18 protein-coding genes are annotated in these 21,354 nt (G+C 51.7%); 15 read left to right on the forward strand and 3 right to left on the reverse strand.

Annotated features, from left to right (window positions below):
* Positions 1 to 186 precede the first annotated feature (186 nt).
* Complete coding sequence (locus I8J30_RS18250) at positions 187 to 1,521, forward strand: M48 family metallopeptidase (RefSeq protein WP_210660412.1); 1,335 nt, start codon at positions 187 to 189, stop codon at positions 1,519 to 1,521.
* Positions 1,522 to 1,558: 37 nt separating this feature from the next.
* On the opposite strand, the gene melA is transcribed toward I8J30_RS18250, so the two are convergent.
* The 3 genes from melA to I8J30_RS18265 form a co-directional block, all read right to left on the reverse strand.
* Positions 1,559 to 2,971: an alpha-galactosidase gene (melA, locus tag I8J30_RS18255; RefSeq protein WP_091223311.1), complete on the reverse strand. Its 1,413-nt coding sequence runs from the start codon at positions 2,969 to 2,971 to the stop codon at positions 1,559 to 1,561.
* A gap of 835 nt (positions 2,972 to 3,806) precedes the next feature.
* On the reverse strand, positions 3,807 to 4,883 hold the full coding sequence (locus I8J30_RS18260; protein ID WP_210660414.1) for a Gfo/Idh/MocA family protein: 1,077 nt from the start codon (positions 4,881 to 4,883) through the stop codon (positions 3,807 to 3,809).
* A 4-nt stretch (positions 4,884 to 4,887) separates the two neighbouring features.
* Positions 4,888 to 5,976 (reverse strand): FG-GAP repeat domain-containing protein, encoded by a 1,089-nt coding sequence (locus tag I8J30_RS18265; protein WP_210660416.1) that lies wholly within the window; start codon positions 5,974 to 5,976, stop codon positions 4,888 to 4,890.
* A gap of 179 nt (positions 5,977 to 6,155) precedes the next feature.
* On the opposite strand from I8J30_RS18265, the gene I8J30_RS18270 reads away from it, so the two are divergent.
* The 14 genes from I8J30_RS18270 (at position 6,156) to I8J30_RS18335 (ending at position 21,354) form a co-directional block, all read left to right on the forward strand.
* Positions 6,156 to 6,983: a helix-turn-helix transcriptional regulator gene (locus tag I8J30_RS18270; protein ID WP_210660418.1), complete on the forward strand. Its 828-nt coding sequence runs from the start codon at positions 6,156 to 6,158 to the stop codon at positions 6,981 to 6,983.
* Positions 6,984 to 7,056: 73 nt separating this feature from the next.
* On the forward strand, positions 7,057 to 8,673 hold the full coding sequence (locus I8J30_RS18275; RefSeq protein ID WP_210660420.1) for a response regulator transcription factor: 1,617 nt from the start codon (positions 7,057 to 7,059) through the stop codon (positions 8,671 to 8,673).
* 31 nt (positions 8,674 to 8,704) lie between these two features.
* Positions 8,705 to 10,438, forward strand: a complete 1,734-nt coding sequence (locus tag I8J30_RS18280) for a sensor histidine kinase (RefSeq protein WP_210660422.1) — start codon at positions 8,705 to 8,707, stop codon at positions 10,436 to 10,438.
* Positions 10,439 to 10,578: 140 nt separating this feature from the next.
* A complete protein-coding gene (locus tag I8J30_RS18285; protein WP_210660431.1) occupies positions 10,579 to 11,541 on the forward strand; it encodes an ABC transporter permease in 963 nt (320 codons plus the stop codon).
* 39 nt (positions 11,542 to 11,580) lie between these two features.
* Positions 11,581 to 12,483, forward strand: coding sequence for a carbohydrate ABC transporter permease (locus tag I8J30_RS18290; RefSeq protein WP_091223325.1), 903 nt, complete (start codon positions 11,581 to 11,583; stop codon positions 12,481 to 12,483).
* 249 nt (positions 12,484 to 12,732) lie between these two features.
* Positions 12,733 to 14,763 (forward strand): type 2 periplasmic-binding domain-containing protein, encoded by a 2,031-nt coding sequence (locus tag I8J30_RS18295; RefSeq protein WP_210660433.1) that lies wholly within the window; start codon positions 12,733 to 12,735, stop codon positions 14,761 to 14,763.
* A gap of 133 nt (positions 14,764 to 14,896) precedes the next feature.
* Positions 14,897 to 15,460 carry a hypothetical protein gene (locus I8J30_RS18300; protein ID WP_210660434.1) on the forward strand — a complete coding sequence of 188 codons (564 nt, stop codon included), beginning with the start codon at positions 14,897 to 14,899 and terminating at the stop codon, positions 15,458 to 15,460.
* 112 nt (positions 15,461 to 15,572) lie between these two features.
* On the forward strand, positions 15,573 to 16,442 hold the full coding sequence (locus I8J30_RS18305) for a phytanoyl-CoA dioxygenase family protein (RefSeq protein WP_210660443.1): 870 nt from the start codon (positions 15,573 to 15,575) through the stop codon (positions 16,440 to 16,442).
* Positions 16,443 to 16,718: 276 nt separating this feature from the next.
* Positions 16,719 to 17,450: a class I SAM-dependent methyltransferase gene (locus I8J30_RS18310; RefSeq protein WP_210660445.1), complete on the forward strand. Its 732-nt coding sequence runs from the start codon at positions 16,719 to 16,721 to the stop codon at positions 17,448 to 17,450.
* A complete protein-coding gene (locus tag I8J30_RS18315) occupies positions 17,447 to 18,073 on the forward strand; it encodes a P-loop NTPase family protein (RefSeq protein WP_210660447.1) in 627 nt (208 codons plus the stop codon). Before I8J30_RS18310 ends, I8J30_RS18315 begins: the two co-directional genes overlap by 4 nt.
* Positions 18,074 to 18,111: 38 nt before the next feature.
* Positions 18,112 to 18,354, forward strand: coding sequence for a hypothetical protein (locus I8J30_RS18320; protein ID WP_210660449.1), 243 nt, complete (start codon positions 18,112 to 18,114; stop codon positions 18,352 to 18,354).
* Between the two features lie 14 nt (positions 18,355 to 18,368).
* On the forward strand, positions 18,369 to 18,836 hold the full coding sequence (locus I8J30_RS18325) for a RidA family protein (protein WP_210660451.1): 468 nt from the start codon (positions 18,369 to 18,371) through the stop codon (positions 18,834 to 18,836).
* Positions 18,833 to 19,423 carry an HAD-IA family hydrolase gene (locus tag I8J30_RS18330; protein ID WP_210660453.1) on the forward strand — a complete coding sequence of 197 codons (591 nt, stop codon included), beginning with the start codon at positions 18,833 to 18,835 and terminating at the stop codon, positions 19,421 to 19,423. The genes I8J30_RS18325 and I8J30_RS18330 overlap by 4 nt, the downstream gene beginning before the upstream one ends.
* Positions 19,424 to 19,623: 200 nt before the next feature.
* Positions 19,624 to 21,354: a sensor histidine kinase gene (locus I8J30_RS18335; RefSeq protein WP_210660455.1), complete on the forward strand. Its 1,731-nt coding sequence runs from the start codon at positions 19,624 to 19,626 to the stop codon at positions 21,352 to 21,354.

Below are 21,354 nucleotides of genomic sequence, written 5' to 3' on the forward strand. Positions count from 1 at the left end.
GAGAAATTCGCCCCCGGAAGTCTAACGGTTGCCAGTGCGCTTAACCTCCTCATTTTTCGGCGTGCATCCCACAGCTCCCCCTCGCATAATCGGAAATCCATGTAACCGCTTCTATAATTTATGTGCTACACTATACCATGCATTTAATGCGATTAAGATTAATGTGCCTGGAAGGGATGGCTGCATATGTCCGCAAACATAGCCTTGGTTCAAGAGAATAAGTCGGCGGTTCAAACCGAGCAGTGTCCGGAATGCCATTCGCATGTCGCGGCTCATCCGAATTTTATGTCTTGGTGCGAGTGTGGCTGGAATCTGAAGCCCCATCGTCAGGAACATGCGCCGTCGATGTTTGCATCCTTCTATGAGCGGCTTGGACAACGAGTTGGGAAACAGCTGCTCAGCGATATGGAAGTCCTCGAGCATTTAATGCCTAAGCCGTCTAAAACCAAGCTGTTTACAATCGTAATGGCGACGGTCGTTCATGCGATTTCCCTGGCCATGGTGCTGCTCTGTTTATTCGCGTTGTCTATCTATCGAGAGTACCCGGTGTTAGCGATTCTTGCCGTCCCTATGCTGATCTTGTTATGGACGCAGCGTCCGCGCATCCCGAAACTAAGCAAGGATGAGAAACGGGACATTGTGCCAAGAGAGCAATTTCCTAGCCTGTATGCCTTCTCGGATCAGATTGCCGATTATCTCCATATGCCTCATTTTGAGGGCATTCTTATTGACGAAGAGTTTAATGCGTCTTACCGTCAAGTAGGGTTAAAGCAGAAACGGTATTTGACGCTGGGACTGCCCTTATTCAGCATCTTAAGTCCGGCTGAGAAGGCTGCGCTCATAGGCCATGAGGCGGGGCATGGCATCAATGGGGATTCTACTCGAAATTTATATACATTTACTGCGATTATCACGCTGGAAAATTGGTTTAGATTGCTGGCTTCAAGGGGGGAAGATGAAGTTCTGGTTGAAGGCAACCTATTTGGGCTCGTATCGAATGTCGTAGGGATGCTAATGAGAATGGTCTCTTTTATTCCGCAGTTGCTTATCAAGCTCTTTATTCATTCGATTTATTACGAGAGCCAGAAGGCCGAGTATATGGCGGATTATCTCGGGGCAAAAGTCGGAGGTACAGAGGGAGCAATTGGCCTATCACGAAAAATGTTTTGTGAGACCACTTTTGTGCTGTCGGGTCAGCGGTTTGTCCTTAGGGGGGCAAAGGGGAATTATTTTGACGAGCTTAAGGCAGCTGTGGGGTCTATTCCGCCGCGTGAAATCGAACGCATCCGGCGCGTCGAGATGATGGAAGGCTCTACGCTGGATCGCACGCATCCGCCAACCGCCTATCGCATCCAGACGCTGCAGCATCATGCGCAGCTTGCACCTGGGGCGATTCAGTTGACCGGAGAGCAGTTGAAGCAGCTGGAGCGTGAGCTGAGTGCAGTGGAAGCGAAGCTGCAGGAGCGGCTTGTAAATCTACTTAAAGAGAAACTGTACAAAAAGCCTATCCATCAGGGATAGGCTTTGCTGCAGTTTCAACGCTTTGTTAAAGGTGGTATTACTTCGCAAGCTCCCCGAATCGGGAGTACACTGCGAGTGCCGGATCAATCGGCACATCTGCGCGCTGCACATTGGCCGGGATGTTGATGGTTGGCGTTGGACGCGGCAGTCGGCCCTCGAACTGCGGCAGGTATTGCTGCTGCGCAATCATCATCTCGGTTACCATCTCGCGAATTTGCTTCAGCGTGAGGACCGAAGAGGTGAGCGGATCGAGCGCAACGGCTTGCACGACCGTTTCCGGGTCGCCGGTTTTCGCGGCAAGTACGGTCAAGCGCTGCACGTTGATGTTGGTCATGTTCAGTGCGGCGCATTGCGGCGGCAGATCACCATTGACCGTGCGATGCAAGCCATTGCGGTCTGCGAAGACTAGGCCTTCCGCGCAGCAATCTTCGGGCAGATTGGAAATCATGCCGTTATTGCGCAGATTGCCGCTGAACTTGAAGGTGTTGCCTGTTTCAAGTGCTTCGATGATATAAGCGCAGTACTCTACGCTGCGTGGTGGAAGGTCAACCGGTTCATCGGCAAGGACATCTTTCTCACGGTATTTATCCGCAACATACGTACACCATGTGTAGTAAGCGCCGCTTTCGCCGCCGAAGGACGGCTCGTCGCAGTAGAGGTCGAGGGCTTCCTGGCTGGAGCGGAACCATGGGACATACTCGGAGAGATGGCCGGTCGATTCGGTCATGAAATAACCGAAGTGACGGAATACCTCGCCGCGAACCTTCTCATTGACGTAGAATTCCGGCTCTTCGAATTTCTCGCGCAGACGAGGGTACAGATCTTCCCCTTTGTGCGAAAGCTTCGTAAACCAGCCCATATGGTTGATTCCCGCAGACACGTAGTCGATTTCTTGCTTCGGTACGCCAACATAGCCGGAGATCAGATCCAGCGTTGTCTGTACGCCGTGGCAAAGCCCGACATACTTAATCTTCGTCTCGCCAAGCGCCCAGCAAATCATCGCCATCGGATTGACGTAGTTCAGCAGCGTCGCATTCGGACACAGTTCTTCCATGTCGCGGGCAACGTCGAGAATGACGGGAATGCTGCGCAGCGCGCGGAAGACGCCGCCCGGTCCGAGCGTATCGCCGATGCATTGGTCAACGCCGTAGGAGAGCGGGATTTTGTAATCCTTCTCGAACAGATCGACACCGCCGACCTGGAAGGACGTGATGACGTAATCGGCACCGCGAAGGGCTTCGCGACGATCCGTCGTAATCGTAACCTTGGACTTCAACCCATTGTGGGCAATCACTTTATCGGCAAAAGCTTTCACCTGCGTGGTCTTGCTCGTAGACGGTGCCATGAGCACAAACTCCGTCTCTTCAAGCACTTTCGTCGCCATAATGTCCAGCATCAGCGTCTTGCAGAACACAATACTGCCTGCACCAATGATCGCGATTCTTCTCATGGTCTCAGCTCCTCAACGTTTTTCTAAGGTACGCCCCATCTCAACCGAACACGCACAACTAACACGTACCAACGAGTGCAAAAGCAACATGTGCCAGCCTACTAGCAAATAACCACCACGTACCAACTAGCGCATAGGTAACACGTACCGAATAGTGTACATAACCAATACATAGCAACCAATCGCACAACCAACACGAACCAACTAGCACACAGGCAACACTTACTAACTAGCATACAAGCTACACATACCAACTCTACACAACCATACGGACCAACTAGCATGCAATCAACACATACTAACTCGCGCACAAGCACCACGCACCAACTAGCACCCAAGCAACTTGTACTCAACCAGCGTAAATAATCGAAAAAGGCGCACAATTACACACATGCAGCTTGCAAATCCAATACCCGGAAATTCTAACGAATCGTACAGGTCTTATTTCGGCAATATCGGCTGCAAAAATAATCTAACGAATCGTAGGAGTCTTATTTGGTCCATTTTCGAGTGAAAAGCACGCTTTAGGAGGAAATAGCGTCTCTACGATTCGTTAGAAATTTTCGGGTGCCTTTTTGGCCCAAATAAGACCTGTGGAACTCGTTAGAATTTCGCGAGCGGAAAAAGTGGGGGGAGTCGCCAAGCCCCCCGCCCGCGCGCAAAGCCCCGCGCCAACGAGCCAAACCCCGGCGCCTCGCGCGTTCAAGCCCCACGCCTCGCGCGCCAAACCTCTCGCCGCGCGCACCAAACCCCGCGCCGCGCGCACCAAGCCCCGGCGCCTAGCGCGTTCAAGCCCCACGCCTCGCGCGCCAAACCCCGCGTCCCGCGCGCCAGCCTACGTATTCGCAGGCTGCTGCCCGTATGTGCGCGACATGAAGTCGATGTAGGAGCGGGCGAGGATGAGATCCTCGAGCGCCTCCTTGGAGGTGCAAGGCGCAGGGCGATCGCCGCGGACGGCGGCGAGGAAGTTCAGCGCCTGATTGCGCATGGCCGAAACGTTCGGCATGATCGGCTGCACGATTTCCGGCGAGCCGAGCTGCGGATTGTCCTTGTAGATCGTCACTTTGCCCGCCTGCTGACGAACGAGCGGGGCAGGCAGATCAACGCGGACGAAGCCTTGCTCGAACGTGGCGATAACTTGCTCATGCCATTCGATCGACGTTTGATAGGCGGCCATCTCAAGCGAGACGGTTACGCCGCTCTCGCTCTCACCGATAAGCAGCACGCCTGCGCGGTCGCCGAACGTCAGCTTGTAGTTCTCGCCCAAGAAGAAGCGGATCGCATTGACTTGGTGAATGTAGTAGTTGACGAATGCATCCAGATCCCGCGTCTGCTGATCCGTATAATCCGCCGGACCTTGCTCCAGCACGAGCGAAGGATACGGCTCGCCGGCACTCAGCGGCATGTCGGCCCCGGCAATCCAATCGCCCGGCGGCATCGCAACGCGGATGCTGCGCAGCTTGCCATAGTCGCCGCTTGCACGCCAAGCATCGACTTCCTTCTTGGCGCGTTCCATCGCAGGATCGGAACGCTTATGGTAGCCGACCATATGAAGCGTGCCGGTTTCTTCGCTGATGCGCACCAGCTCCCGGCCGGCTTCAACGGTCAAACAAAGCGGCTTCTCGGTGAAGACCGGAATGCCGGCTCGCAAAATATCCGGAATCAGGGCAGGGTGATGCCGATACTGCTGCGGCGCCACGATGGCGTCGACTTTCGCCTGAGCGAGCAGCTCATGATGACTCGCATACACTTCCGGTATCCCATAGCGATCCGCAACCAATTTGGCCGATTGCGGCCGCACCTCCGCGAGCGCGACAACCTCGCACTGATCACGCAATACCGCGTAGTTGCTGAGATGTGCCATCTGCCCCATGCCGCCGCCGCCGACAAATCCGATCCGTAATTTACTCATTCGACTATCCCTCTCTTTTTCCATGATTTTCGAATAGATATAAGCCGTCCTTGCCGGGTGCGACGATGTCGGGATACCCGTTGCCGGTCAGATCCTGCACCCAGAAGTAGATGCCGGCTCCCGAAGCCTCGCCTGCAGGGCCGAAGTCGATGACATGCTTCTTGAACTTGCCGCCTTCCAGCTTGTAATAGTAAATTCCAATGGGATCATGCGCCCCCGGATCGCCGTCATTATGAGCGCGGTACCGCTTGCCCGAGATGAGCTCAAGCTCGCCGTCGAGATCGAGATCAACGAGCCACAGGTCGTGGAACTGGGAGCCCGACATATCGATTTCATGCTTGGTCCACGTCCGTGAACCGTCCGCAGCCCGGCCTTGCTCATACCAATGCAGTCCGTAATCATGCGCTTGACCGACGATAAGATCAATCAGTCCGTCGCCATTTACGTCATGGCCGAGAACCGGCACGCTTGCGCTGCCAAGTGAAAACTCGGGGTGGAAGGTCCACAGTCCGGCAAAAGGATCCTCGGGCTGCTCCAGCCAGCCGCCGGACAGCACGATATCCATGCGGCCGTCGCCGTTCACATCGACGAACCCCATGCCGTGGCCGCTTGCTCCTTCGCTGATAACCACCTTCAGAAACTGTCCGGTTCCATGGCCGTCCGCATCGCGAACGAGCTTGTAGAACGCCTGCGGCATGCCCGGCGTATTGGGGAAAATCTCCGGCACCCCGCAGCCGTCAATATCGTAATAACGAATCGTCTCTATGCTGCCGCATTTGTCGATATCGAACGTTTCCCAGGCTGCGCCGGTTTCGCCCGGATTGCGGCGCCAGCGAAGCGTCTCTCCCCACCATGCGCCGGTAATAATATCTAGCCGTCCGTCGCCGTCCACATCCATGGGATAGTCGGAGAAATCATCGTGATACTCCGAAATCTCCAGCACGTCGCATATGAAATGCTTCTTCTCATAGTCCGGCCCTTCGTACCAGTAGGCGCCGCTGACGATATCGGCAATGCCATCTCCGTTCACATCAAACACAGCACAAGCCTCGTATTTCTCTTCGGACAGCTGTCTCTTCTTGAATTGAAGCAAAGCACGCACGCTCCTTAGTAAACTATTTAATGTTGTACGACATCGGCCATCTGGATTATGCTAAAAATAAACATGCAAACGCTATCTATATTAAGGTTATGTCATCCGGCCAAGCGAGACAATAAGTGAACTTGGGCAAAAAAGTATTCATTCTTGCGTAAGGTTAGGAGGGAGTCTGCATGAGTGAATCGACTATATTTCGCAGAACGCCGCTGTTCCTGGCGGGCGGCTCGTTTGACTTAAGCGGCAATCCGGACCGATTCCTGCTGGAGCTGCACAAACATGATGCCAATAGCGAGATCTTGCTTATTGAGGAAGGCGAAGGCACGTTTGAGATCGACGGGAGGAGCTACACAGCGGGAGCGGGAACGCTGCTTGTCTATCATCGGGGCGTGTGGCATAAGGAGCAGTCGACGAAGCATCCTTTTCGCGCTACCTATATCGGATTTAGAGAGCTGCAGGTCGAGGAGCTTCCACCGGATTTCTTTCTCCCGCCTGCCGCCGAGCCAATCCTTCATCTGCATGACCAGCTGCCGGTCATACGTAATTTGATGCGCGATTGTATCTCCGAGTTTCGCAGAGGCGAGCCGGAATCGCAGACGATTGCGAATCACTGCCTCGCCATCCTGTTTGCCAAGCTGGCGCGGATTGCCCATTACAGCGATGCGGCGGACCGGACAAGAGTGCCCTCGAAGGAAGCGGTTTGGAAAGCGAAGCGGATTATTGAAGAAAACTACAGCGCTCCGCTCACGCTGGAGTCGCTTGCCGAGGCCACGTATCTAAACAAATTTCATCTTGCGCACCTATTTAAAGACGAGATGGGCGTAAGTCCTATTCAGTTTCTGATCTACTGCCGAATGGAGGCGGCGAAGCGATATTTGCGCACAACCAACCTTCAAGTGAAAGAAATCGCCGAGATTGTCGGTTATCAGAGCGAGCCTTCCTTCTACAACGTGTTTATGAAAGTGAACGGCGTCACGCCGCGGAAATATCGGGATGAGGGGTAGGGTATTGTGTTCCTTGCCCTTTTATTGAAATAATGAAGCTAGCAGTGCATCCGGGGATAAGGACGTGATTGCGATGTTCAGATTATTCATCGTGGATGACAACAAGTATGAACGGAATACAATCAAAGAATTAATCGAATGGACGTCGCTTGGCATCGAAGTCGTCGGTCTGTTCGCGAATGGTTTGGAAGCGCTTTCCCGCATGGACGACCTCAGACCTCACATCGTCATTACGGACATCGCGATGCCGTTAATGAACGGAGTCGAGCTGTCGGTCCGCATTAGACAATCGCATCCGAACGTCAAAATCATCTTCGTCAGCTCTCACAGCGATTTCGAATTTGCCAAATCCGCCGTCGAGCTTGGGATCTATGGGTATGTGCTCAAGCCAATCATGCCCGATGAATTGGAGCAGGCGATTCATAAGCTCCTTGCCGAGTTTACGCAGCAGCATCGCGAGCAAATCGAGAAAGAGCGCATGCTGAGACAGCTGGAAGGGATGCTTCCGCTCGTGCAGGAACAATTTCTGAAGGAGGTGCTGCTGGGCAACTTCCGCACGAAAGAAGATATTTTGGACAAGATTGAATTCCTCGCACTTCCAATCGCCGATCAGGCGAATATGAGCGTCATCTCCATTAATTCCTTGGCCGCAGATCGGAAGCGGGAGCACCGAAGCGCCAGGGATGCCTACTTTCTTTCCTACTCGATCAAGAACTTAATCTCCAAAGCAGGAACCGCCTCCAGATCCATGTACCCGGTCCAAATTTCGGCGGACGAATACGCCGTTATCGTGTTCGACCTTGAAACCGATAGGCATGACGTCATCGACGCGGCTGTCCAGCTTCATACAGCAATCAACGGAGAGCTGGATATCAATACGACGATGGGCATTAGCAAGAGTTCCCGTGAGCTGACCGCGCTTGAAACCTTATATATGCAATCGCAGCAGGCGGTCAATACGCGTTTCTACAGCGGCAGCAACCCGATTATTCGTTTCGAAGAAATCGACGACCGTTCGGATATTCCCGTGGAGGACATGCCCAGTTTGGTGGAAGTCTACCAGGATATGAAAGCACTCATGTCATTCGGAAACGGACAAGACGTGGAGGAGTTTATCGATAAGTACTTGAACGCCGCGAACGTGAGGCAAGGCGAGAATTACGTGAAAGGTTTCGCGCTGCTCTGCTCCCATCTGTCGGGCATCCTGTTTATGGAAGCGAACCAATCGATGAAGGATATTTTCGGCGACAACATGGCGGTGTGGGATAAATTGAACCGGATGAGCACCAAGGAAGAGGTCGTGCAGTGGATCAGGCAATCGTTCGAGTTCATTAAGGAGCGGGTAACCGATCGGAACAGCTCCAAGAATGTGAAAATCATCGCCGCGATTAAGCAGATGATCCATGATAACTACCGCGAACAAATCTCCATCGAGGAAATTTCGAAATCCGTATATTTGAGCGGGCGCCATGCCAACGGATTATTCAAGAAGGAAACCGGACAGACCATCTTCGATTATTTGGTCCAGTTCCGAACGGATAAGGCGAAGCAGCTGCTCAAGGAAGAGGGGAGCAAGGTAGCCGCAGTAGCGGAAGCTGTCGGTTATGTAAGCACGTCCTATTTCATTCTTGCGTTCAAGAAAAACGTAGGCATGACGCCGGCCGAATTCAAAAGCAAAGCTGCGCTTTAATGCTCATGACCGTGAGATCGGGGGCTAGACCATGTTCAAACTGAATCGGTTAAGGTATCGACATAAAGTAGCGGCGATTATATTCGTCTTTGCGCTGCTGCCGATGCTCGTGCTCGGTTCTTTCCTGACAAGCCGGATTTACAGCAGTAAGGTAAAGGATATTTTGGCCGAGAAAAGCTCCCAGCTTGAAAGCAGCGTGAACAGCGTGAATGCACTGCTGGACTCCAACGTCAATAAAGTCGAATTCATTAACAGCAACTACTTCATTATCAATTATTTAGAGACGACTTATATCGATAATAACCTTGTCCGCATCATGAATTTCAGCGACTACCTGCAGAGCGTCATGAAGGCGGCAAAGACGGAAAACACCCAGACGGAGATTGTCATTTATGCCCTAAAAGATACGAATTACGATGGGGAATACCTGCGGAGCATCGGCAGTTTGGAGAGCGAGCAAGTAGATGCTGCGACAAGTCTTAAAGATGCAATATTGAAGACGAATAACTCGGAAATTCTCTGGTTAATCAAAAATGCGAAGCTGAACGCTAACTCTACCATGAAGGCGGATTATATTTACGCCTATAAAAAATTAATATCGCTTAATAGACCGCTGGCCATTATAGAGATGCGCATCCAGTTGAACCAGCTTATTGATTTCTTCCCCTATGACATTCCCAAAGGAAGCTATATTAATTTTGAAGGATCAGGGAAGTATGGCGATTATCAGCTGAGGGCTGATACCGACGTGAAGCCGGAGTCTTCCTTCTATGTGCTGAACCATCCCTTGCACACACCGGTCGGCCATATTTCCTGGTATATTCCGAAGAGCCTCGTTTTCCAAGAGTTGAAGTGGTATTGGGTTTCCGTCGGCGTCATTTTTCTTATTATCATCGCCATTCTCATCTTTACGGTCGAGGTCGTCTCTCATTACTTGACCAAGAGGCTCGAAACGCTGCTTCGCAAAATGAACAAAAACGTGGAAAGCCTCATAAGCGACGACGATACGATGCTGACCTATACCACCAACGACGAGTTTGAGAGAATGGGCAATTCTTACTTTGAACTGATTCAGAGGGTCAAAGAATATTACAAACGCATCACGGATTACGAGCTTGAGCGGAAGATGCTGGAGACGCAGCTGCTCCAGGAGCGTTTTAATCCTCATTTTCTTTACAACACGCTATCTACAATTCGTTCCATTAGCGGGGACAAGCAGGTGAAGGACGTCATCAACTCGATGGTCAAATATTACCGGATCGCCTTGAATAAAGGCAGCAGCATCGTAACGATCGTGCAGGAATTGGAAATGATCGAGCAGTACTTGCGACTTCAGAAGTTCGCATTCGGTACCGAATTCCACTATGAAATTGAGTATGATGAGGGAATCGGTTACCGCCCCGTACTCAAACACCTGCTGCAGCCGGTCGTGGAGAACGCTGTCCTGCACGGGTTAATCGGGCGAGAGACAGGCGGCCTCATCCGAATATCGGCTAAGCAAGATGGCGACGATGTCCTATTCGCCATATCCGATAATGGAGCGGGAATGGAGTCTGTCCAGATCGAGCGGCTGCTCGAAGGCGAAGCTAACGGGCTGTATGGAGGTTATGGCATGAAGAACGTGAGGAAACGGCTGGAGATCTTTTACCCAAAGCTGCACAAGCTGGAAATTCAGAGCGAGCCCGGCAACGGAACGACGGTTATCATTCGGATTCCTGCCGCAATCAGCATCGGCGAGGAACCCCCGCTGGAAGCTGCACGATAGACCTGCGCTCATACGCAGGTTTTTTTGTTCAAACTTTCCTGATTCTTATATCAGATTTCCGCATATTGGCTTTAATTAAGCGCTTTCAAACGATATGCTAAATCCAAGTCATACAGATGCGCTTAGAAGGGGGAGTCAAAGTGAAGGCGGTTACGACGAGCGAAGGAAACGTGGCTCCGCACGTGAATCTATCCAGGAAACCGAATTGGAAGCGAAAGTTTAAGAAGAGCTATTTCGCTTATTTGTTAATGCTTCCCTCCGTCGTCCTGACGTTCATTTTCAGTTATTTGCCAATGCCCGGCATCCTGGTTGCCTTTCAGGACCACAATATTTTCAGCGGACTGTGGCACAGCCCCTGGGTCGGGTTTAAGCACATTAATGAGATCTTTCATGTTCCGATGCTGCGAAAGGCCATTCTAAACACCTTTCTGCTTAGTGTCATGATGATTCTCGTCAGCTTTCCGGCTCCAATCCTGCTCGCGCTTCTGATTAATGAACTGAAGAACGGGCTGTTTAAACGAAGCGTGCAGACGTTAAGCTACATGCCGCACTTTCTGTCCTGGATCGCGGTCGTAGGTTTAACTTATTCCTTGCTTGACGTCGACGGTCCGATTAACGATTTGAAGGTCATGCTTCTGGGGGCGGATACCGAACGATCCATGTTCTTGTCTCATCAGGCGCTGTTCGTTCCGATGCTGCTCCTGCTCAGCGTGTGGAAAGAGGTCGGTTGGGGAACAATCGTCTTCCTTGCGGCAATCACCTCCATTGATCCGAGCTTATACGAGGCGGCCAAGATCGACGGAGCCAACCGGTTCCAACAGCATCGCTATATTACTCTTCCCGGCATGAAGACAACCGCCGTGATCATGTTGATTTTCACGCTTGGATCGTTGTTTGGCAGTAATTTCGAGCTGGTGTACGGCATGCAGAACGCATTCATTGATTATCCGGTTATCTCCACAGTTGTGTTCTCATCCGGTATCCAGCAGGGGAATTACTCGACCGCAGCCGCCATTGGTTTCGTGGAAGGGCTTGTCGCCTTTACATTCATTATTGCCGCCAACCAAATCGCTAAGAAAGTTTCCCGAATTTCGATTTTTTAAACGATAAGAAAGTATAAGTTCACCTTGAGGGGAGTCCTTATGAACCACGAATCTGCGTCTTATAAAATATTCAAAGTCGCCAATATCGTTTTCCTGTCGGTGCTGGTCTTCATCATGGTGTTCCCCTTCCTGAATGTCCTGGCCTTCGCATTCAACGATCCGATCGATTCTCAATTCGGCGGCATTACCATTTACCCGCGGGTGTTTACATTCAACAATTTCATGCTGTTGTTCCAGAACGAAGAGGTCATCCATGCGCTATGGATATCCTTGTGCAGAGTCGCTGCAGGGACGCTGCTTGCGGTCATTGTTCAATTCGCTTGCGCCTATGCCTTTACGTTGAAGGATGTTTCGGGAAGAGGGGCACTGCTCATTTTCCTAATCATACCGATGTACTTTAACGGCGGGTTAATCCCGACTTACCTGATCTACTCGGAGCTGCACGTATCGAATACGTTCTGGGTGTATATTCTTCCGGTTTCGTTTAGCCTCTACAACATGGTCATCATCCGCTCTTACCTATACACGATTCCCGATAGCTTGGGCGAGTCTGCCCGAATCGACGGTGCGAACGACTTTACCATTATGACCCGAATTTACATGCCGCTGTCGATGCCGATTATCGCCGTCATGACGCTGTGGACCGCAGTCTACCATTGGAACGATTGGACGACGACGCTTTATTACGTGACCAATCACAAGCTGTTTACGATGCAATACATTCTCATGCAAATCCTGAAGGAAGGCGAACGGGTCGCCAAACTGATGGAGGAGGCGCTGATGAAGAACATTACCGTCATTTCCTCCGGACAGCCTCACATTACGCCGCAAGCGATCCGAGCAGCCAATATTATTGTGACGTCGATTCCGATCATTTTGATTTATCCGTTCCTGCAGCGGTTTTTCGTAAAAGGCGTCACGCTGGGCGCCGTTAAAGAGTAACTCATTCGGGAGGTGAGGCGGGTACGTCTAAAGCCGCAAGCAGAATGTCCACATTGAAGAGGGGTATAACGAGGGAGAGGAGGAAATAAAAAGAACACGCCTTGAAGGCGCGTTGCAGGCTGATTCGGTCGCGAAACGTATGCAGCCGGCTGCGCTTTCCAAGCATGTTCAGCAATCTAATAGCGGTTTCATTATCTCATATTTCATGTATGCTGCCAAACCGATAACCATTAATCAGGAGGCCATAAGATGAAAAATAGAAAAAGGAAAACATTTTCCGTTCTTCTCTCGGTAATCATGATCGTTACCATCATCGCGGGATGTTCGAATGGTAATACCAATACCGATACCGTCAAAAACGAACCGGCAGCGAACACGAGCACCGGCACCAATACAAGCACGGAGACGACGAACGACGCCGATTCTTCGAATGCCGCTGCAGAGCCGGCGGCGTATTATGACCTGTTAGACAAAGTATCCGACAGCTCGGAATTGCCGGACTGGACGGGCAAACAGCTGAATTTGAAAGCATGGTACACGCATGGCAGCGGCGACGCCAAACGCCCTGCGTCGGATAAAGATGTCGTGACGCCGGAAATCAAACGCGTTACCGGCGTGACAATAGACAAGAACGGTTCGTTCGACAATGGCGGCCAAGATGTCAAAGTGAAGATGGGTCTGCTTAACGCTTCCAATGACTGGCCGGATATTGCTTTCGTGGACGGCGACATGGCACCGTTCCAAGACTTGATTAAAGCAGGCAAAGTGTACGAATTAACGGACGCCATCGCGAAGTACGCTCCGCATGTGGCGAAGAGAATGCCATTTGACGTCTTCCCGTTAATTGAAGAGCAAATTACGTCCAAACATTTGGATGGCAACAAAATTTGGGGTTTCCCAACGATGGTCGGCAATCCGGACGGTTCAATCAAGCAGCTGAATCCTGATTTCGTTCCGCCGAGCCCTTTGAACAGCTCGCTGGGGTACAACTGGATTTGGGTTCGCGACGATATTTTGAAAATGCTGTACCCGAACGCGAAGACACAAGACGAGATCGACGCCTTGTACCTCAAGAACGGCAAGTTCACGAAAGAAGAGATTTTCGACGTTCCCATTAAATCCACGGATGATATGATTAAATTTCTGTACGATGTTCAAAAGGTGATTAAAGATAAAGGCCTGAAAGAAAACGGCAAGCCGGTGCAGGTCACCTATGGCTTTGGCGGAGGCGACAACTGGAGCCTGATGACGCAATTCTTCAATAACCTTTACCGAGTTCCCGCTAACAACAACTACTTTACCTACTACGACAAAGCCTCGAAGAGCATCAAATACTCGTTCCAACAAGATTGGTTCAAATCCGGCATTGCGGAATTTAACAAGCTTGTCCGCGACAAAGTTATGGATCCCAATTCGCTCCTTGAGAACAACGCAACTCACCTTGAGAAGCTGAATAACGGTCAATATGCCGTACCGTATATGTACGATACGCCGGATGCAGGCGTGCTGAAAGCCGCCAACAAGCCATATCGGTACAGAAAGCTATTTATCGATGCGCCGATCGACTTCTCAAGAACGATCATGCCTTATGGCCAGAACGGCATCAACTTCTCCATTCTCATCTTCAAAGACAAAGTCTCAGAGGAAGACTTGCCGCAGGTTATTCGTTTCTTGGACTACATGATTTCCGAAACGGGCGAGAAAATGTATGAGTGGGGACCGAAGAGCGCGGGACTGTTCGAAGAGAAAGACGGTAAACGCGTATTCGTGAACAAAGATTTGGAAGACGCTATGGTGTACACAAACCAATCTAATGGCGCACAGCTTTCGTATAACCTGTTCAACACTCGTATCAGCACGACAGATGGCTATGGCTTCGCATGGCCGTATTATCCGAGCTATATGTGGGGTGCAGGTCCTCTTGCTCCTTATAATACTTACACTAGAACGCTTAGTGCGGCGGACGCCCTCGGATTCTTCGATCCGGGTAACCTGCCGGGAGAGGCGCAATCGAATTTTGCGACGATGCTGAACAAAGGTCACGAGATCTGGAACTTCTTTGGCAGCGTAGCGGAAGCGGATGCGTTCTGGAAGAACCGCGATGCCTTCGAGAAAACGCTGACGAAGACATTGGCTGCTAAGGACGACGCTCAATTCGAGTCGATGTGGAAGGAATTCCAAGCGCTCGCCGTTCAACAAGGAGCGGACGAGAAATCGCTGGAGGCCATGACCAAATACTTCAATGAGCAAAACCAAGCTTACTTGGCGAACATTAAGTAATCAAGCATGGGCTGAGTAAGGTGAGAGACCGGCGGGAGAGCGCCGGTCTTTTGCTTTTTTATTTGCGGGGAAGTAACCTTTGAGCGGAGTTAATCGTCTGGTGGGTAAGAAGACGGACCAGTAGGAGGACGTTATGAAAGCGATGATTATGATCATGCTGATGTTGGTGTTATCTGCTTGCGGCAGCTCTGGCAGCAAGAAACCCGAGGAGGCTGCCATTGACCCCGCCCTACAGAAGAAAATGTCCGCACCCCGGCTGCAGTACAAGGATGATCTGTTCGAGATGAAGCTGAATATTGCCAAAACAACCTTCGCCAAGGATGAGCCGATCGTCTATTCGGCCAGCTTGACCTACATTGGCGAAGGAGATTCCATTACGATCTGGGGCGGCCACACGTATATCGGTTTCACCGTTACGGATGGGAAGAAGTTCAACATGGAAGGAGCCAACACGAGTGAGTTGGTGGCGACTAAGCTCGTGAAGGGCAAGACGACGGAATATCCGTTCTTTAAAAGCGGCGGTTACGGCGCAGACGATCCTGATGCCGGCTTCTGGCGCACCTTCTATGCTGAGAAGGAATTGCGGCTTCCGCCCGGCACTTATTATATCTCGGCGGTATGCAGTTTCTCGCTTACCGAGGAAGTCGTGGACAGTCATTACAACGGCGAGGTTTATACGACGATAACGGTGGAATAAACAGAAGATTTAGCGGAAGTTTTGACAAAATCGTGGAAAGGGAAATAAATACATTTCGATGCTGCGATGATACATTTAACTCGTAAGGACTACAGGTAACGGGGGTATCGGAATGGCCATTCATCGTGTAACGCGCGGAAGTTTATCCAACTTGCAGCTGGAGCAGTACAATCGGGACGGTTATCTGATTTTGGAAGACTTATTGAATGATGAAGATATGGCAGCGCCGCGGCAGGCCATGTCCGATAAGGTGTCCCTTATTGCGGATGATTTGGCCGCCAATGGACTGATTACGGACAAATTGGAGCATGAACCTTTTCAATACCGGCTCGCGAAGCTGTTTGCGGGATTAACGGATAAGGACTTTCTCAAATTCGGACGCGGGTGGAGAGATCGGCTTGAGGGGTACTACCATCTCTTGAGCAATCCGAAGATCATTGATGCGGTAGAGTCGTTGATCGGCGAGGAGATCTTCGCAAGCCCTGTCTATAATGTGCGGCCTAAAGTGCCGCGTGTCGCGGCAGGCGCCGTGCCTTGGCATCAAGATAAATCCTACTGGCCGGATTCCAATGCGAATCCCGTCATCACGGTATGGATCTCGTTCGTAGATGCCACGCTGGAGAACGGCTGTCTCCACATTAAGCCGCGCACCCAGAACGCGAAGCTGCTGGAATGGCACTCGGAAACCTACAGCGGCACAGGCTACACCGCGCTGCACGAGAACCAGCTTGGTTCTCGCAAAACCATCGCATTGCCGGTGAAGGCCGGCACCGCGATCTTGTTCAACGATCGGCTGCTCCATATGTCGACGCCGAACAATTCCGATCATGTCCGCTGGAGCGTAGACCTGCGCTACCAGCCGACGGATCAAGATCCGATGCCGCAGCACGGCGCAGGGTTCCTCGCCAGAAGCAGCAAGTTCCCGGAGCGCGTTGCGACGCTGGAAGACTGGCTGGCCGAGCGGCCGGAGCATGAAGGCTAGACGGCAGCTCGTTCAGCACAGCGCACGGGCGCGGTGCGGAAAAAAGATGCTAAAAAAGGCAAGCCACTTGATGCGGCTTGTCTATTTTAGCTGCAGCTTAATAACATGCAGCCGCTGTAGACCAGTGGCAGGTGATGTTCAGCATGCCCTGTATCCGAAGCGCAGCTTCAACTAAGATAATCCGTGCCTACACGCGGCTTGATTTCAGTAATTTTCAAGCGAAAAAGGAAAATGTTGTTGGTTTGCGAAATAAATAAAGGAGAAAGCAGGTGCTGCATGAACCATTTTGCAGAGGCTAGGGAGCAGGAGACGAAGTACCACGAAGCGTTCTACCTTGAGACAGAGCTGTTTGCACCCGGAACTTGGCTCGCCAAGCCGGTCAAAACCGTCATGAACCTGCTGCAGGAGCTCGGCACAAACGAGCCGATTCATGTACTGGATCTGGGCTGCGGCGTCGGGCGAAACAGTATCCCGATCGCGGAGGCCGTTCAACCGGCCGGCGGATCGGTCGTTGGCGTCGATTTGCTCCCCGTAGCAATCGAGAAGCTGGAGCAATATGCTGCCCAGTATGGCGTGCAAAGCGTGATCCGGTCTGTGGTAGCAGATGTCGAACAGTATGAAATACCACCGTATGCTTACGACTATATCGTCGCTTGCTCTTGCCTGGAGCATGTTTCGGATCTCGCTGCCTTTCAAGCTGTCGTGAACCGGATGATCCGCGGAACGAAAGATCGGGGAATCAACTGTATCTTGATCAACACGGAAGCGGCGGAATATGATGTCGAGCTGGGCTCGCAAAGCCCCGGAGTAATAGAATTACCTATGAAGACGGAAGAGACCATCCATCTATTGAGAGCGTTATATCGGGATTGGGAGATTCGCATCGTAAGCGTGATCCCCCAGAGCATCGCCGAGGAGAAGAATGGACGCGCGATTGAGTTTAGAGGCAATTGGCTTACGTTTGCCGCGCAGCAACGAACCCTGCATTCGGAGGGAAAATCCCATTGAACATAAGAGGCATTATTCTGGAAGGCTATTCGAATGCCGGCAAAACCTCGCTGCTGAGGGCAATCAAGAAGCTGCAGTCGCAGGATGAAACGGCTGAAAACAGCGTCATCGTCCTCGGCGAGCATTATTCGCAAGTGCTTAACAACGTCCAAGGATCGTACGAGAGGCTGTCGCGAGAGGATCATCTGCAGCTGCTGCGAAGCAGAGTCGACATGATCAAACAATTAAACGATTGGGCGGTTTATCTGGGTCCCCATGCCCGGAAGTCGAGAGGGTTATTTTATGTGCTGGAGCGATTTCACTTGAATCATCGGGTTGCTTTTGCCGGCGAAGACGATGCATCGGAGATCGCCGTACTGGAAGCGGATTTGGCAGCGCTTGGCGCGAAATGCGTGCTGCTTACGATTTCTCCTGAGGTGACGGAGGAGCGGATCAAGAGCAGAGTTCCGTCGGCGTGGTTCGATAAGGCCGAAGCCGAAGTGAGACAAGCCTGCGAAGAGCTGCTGCAAACGCAGGAGCAGTGCCGCATTCATGCGCAATTATCCGCAGTGCCTACCGTGGAGATCAATACAGATCGGAAGAATTGGGATGAGCTTGCGAGGATTATTTTGGATCAAATGTAAGGGCGAAGATGTTTAACGATGCGTAAGGAGGGTATAGAATGGAAAATAAAACCTATATGAAACTCGGCGCCATCTTTATGTTAACGGGCGCGGCTATCTATACGATTGAACGATGCGTGAAGCTGATTGCTTATGCCGTGGCGACCTCGAATAGCGCGAATATGGATTTGTATGCGAATAATCTTGGTGGCGTTGGCTTGTTTTTCGGCAATTTCTTCGTTTGGTTCTTCTTGTTCATCGGGTTTGTGCTGCTGGCGTTCGGATTTCCCGCAAGAAAATAAGAGGAGGCGTTACAATGTCCGAACAATCGATTGAAGAACGGTTAAAGTCATTACAGATTGAACTGCCAACGGTTAGCGAGCCTGCTGCCAAATATGCCAATTGCATGATCGTGAACGGTCTCCTGTTTGTGTCAGGCAAAGGGCCGGCCGGCAACCCGAAGGGGAAGCTGGGCATTGATTATACGACAGAGGACGGTTACCGCTTTGCCAGGCTGGCGGGCCTGGAAGTGCTGGCCGTGCTGAAGGATACGCTGGGCTCGCTCGACCGCGTGAAGCGGGCGGTGAAAATTCAAGGCTTCGTGAACGCGGGACCGGATTTCGAAGAGCATCACAAAGTGCTGAACGGCTACTCCGATTTGCTGTTTGAAGTGTTCGGCGAGAGCAAAGGTAACCACGCAAGGTCGGTGCTGGGGGCTGTTTCGCTACGAAATAACCTGCCTGTCGTTGTAGATTCGATCTTCGAGGTTGATGCAACAGCATGAGTAGATCCCAATTAGTGCTGGATGTCGGAGGCGTGCTGCTTTCGAATTTTACGCCTGAATTCTGGGAAGAGGTTGCGGGGAGGGCGAATGTTTCTTTCGATACGCTGCGGACTGCTTTCAAACGAGACCTTCGTGAAGATTTATGGACAGGCCGGGTCGATGAGCAAACGTTCTGGCGGTGGCTGGAGGAGCAGGATTTGGGGCTCGATACGCAGCTTGCACAAGTGGGCATGTCCAACCATCTGAAGCCTCTTCCTGCTTTTTATCGCATACCGGCGTGGAGTAGCTATGCGGATATTCATCTGCTCAGCAATCATCGACATGAGTGGATCGCGCCGTTGCTGGAGCCGATTCGCAGCCATCTTGCGAGTGTGACCATATCAAGCGAAGCGGGATGCTGCAAGCCGGATCTGTCTATTTATCGGCTGGTGAGCTCGCAAATCAAACAAGCTGCGGGGATCTTGTTCGTTGACGATGCGGAGCGCAACTTGAAGGCAGCACGGGAGCTGGAGTGGGAGACGCTCTTGGCGGATCGAGATGGCGTTTGGGTGGAGCAGGTGGAAGAGAGATTGCGGGACGCCGTATAACGATGGCTCGGTATTCCGGCATAAGGATAATTATGAAGCTGAGAGACGGAAGATGTGCTCTCGGCTTTTTTGTTGCGGCCTCAGGCTGGGCTCACGGCTCGGTGCCACCTCCATGCAAATTCCTCTTGAATATCCCATCGTTTATAGCATAATAGAGGCAAACCCCACTAGCAGCTACTAACCGAATAGGAGACTCCTCTATGAAATGGCTGACCTCGCATCTGCTAGATCCCATTCGCTCCAGGTTGTTTTACAAGATGCTGATCATCTACTCGCTGCTTACTTTAATTCCGTTAATTATCGTCAGCTCCACCTTCTACATCCGCTCCAGTCATCTCATCGAGAAGAAGGCCACCGAAGAAGCGCAGCAAGGACTGTCCGGCTCCGCCGAGAGGTTTGACGAAGTGCTTTATGCCGTTAAGAGCCAAATGCTGCCCATCAGCGAAAACGTACTCCTCCAAGCGATGTTCCGCAACGTCAAGAAAGGCCAGGTCAACGCAAGCTTAAACGCATCCGTCTCGGAGCTGCTGCAGACGGAGCTGACAACGGCGAGGCTCAAGATCGGCGATTTTGTCGGCGACTTGTATGTCCTTGGCATCAATAACAAGGTGCTGTACAGCACCGATAACAAGAAGCGGCTGCTCTACGCGGAAGCATTCTGGGAGATGCCGTTCGAATTCGATCGTATGCCGGAATGGGCTTTCTTTAACGACGATAAACGCATGGCCTGTGTGGTCAAGATTTTCGATGAAGGCCAGCGCCCCTCAGCCGATTCCGAGATCGGCCGTCTGATCATTACGCTCGATGCCGCCAAGGTAAGGTCGTTATTCCTGGATTACGCCCCAGACACCTTTTATATTACGAACGCAGATAATCAGATCATGACCGCCTCCTTGCAAAATGAAATCGGGCATTTGCTCAACAGCCGTAAGCTTCAGAGTGAACTGGTCATCCAACAGAAATCGCGTTACTCCGAATTTCAATATGTCCTGCTCGCGAACCCCGGAACCGGCGGACTCGTGCAGAAGCAGGCGTTATTCTCCATTGGCGTCACGCTGGCAGCTTGGCTCGCGATTACGATCGTGACGTACGTCATTCTGCGCAGAATCACGATCCCCATTCAGCGTTTAACGCGGTTAATGCGCGCAGCGGAGCGGGAGGAATACCAGCTCATCAGCGGCATCACCACAACGGATGAAATCGCGATGCTCTGCAATGGCTTCAACAGCTTGGTGCAGCGAACAAGCCACCTAATTGAGACCAACTATAAGAACGAGCTGCTGGTCCGCGAAGCAGAGCTAAAGGCCATCCGCATGTACATTAATCCTCATTTCCTCTATAACACGATGGAATATATCAGCATCATGTCCCACTCGCCGGAGAAGGCGAAGCATATCCCGCAGATGGTGCAGCATTTATCCGGGATTTTCCGATTTTCGATCACGCCCGGCAACCAGTTTGTCGAGCTGGGTACCGAGATGGAGTTTGTGCGCAAATATCTCGAAATCCATCGTTACCGCTACGGAGAGCGTTTGACCTATATGATCGACCTGCCTGATATGTATCGCAAAATCGCCGTCCCTAAGCTTCTTCTCCAGCCGCTGGTAGAGAATGCCGTCGTTCACGGTATCGACCGCCTGCCCGAAGGAGGCTCCATCTCCATCACCGTGAAGGAAGAGCAATATGAGCTGGTCATCGAGATCGAGAACAGCTCACTCGTTAGCGGAGGCCTTCTGGAGACGGCCGCCGGAAACGGCGACTCCTTGCAGAAACATCCGAAGGGATTGGGCACCGGCTTAGACAATGTGAATGCCAGACTGCGGCTTCACTACGGGAACACGTACGGAATCACCTTGCACCACCTTGAAGGGACAACATTGGCGAGGGTGCTGATGCCCATACAGATTTTGCAGGATAACGAGGAGGGCTGA

Source organism: Paenibacillus lignilyticus (assembly GCF_017942085.1).
GTDB classification, from domain to species: domain Bacteria; phylum Bacillota; class Bacilli; order Paenibacillales; family Paenibacillaceae; genus Paenibacillus_Z; species Paenibacillus_Z lignilyticus.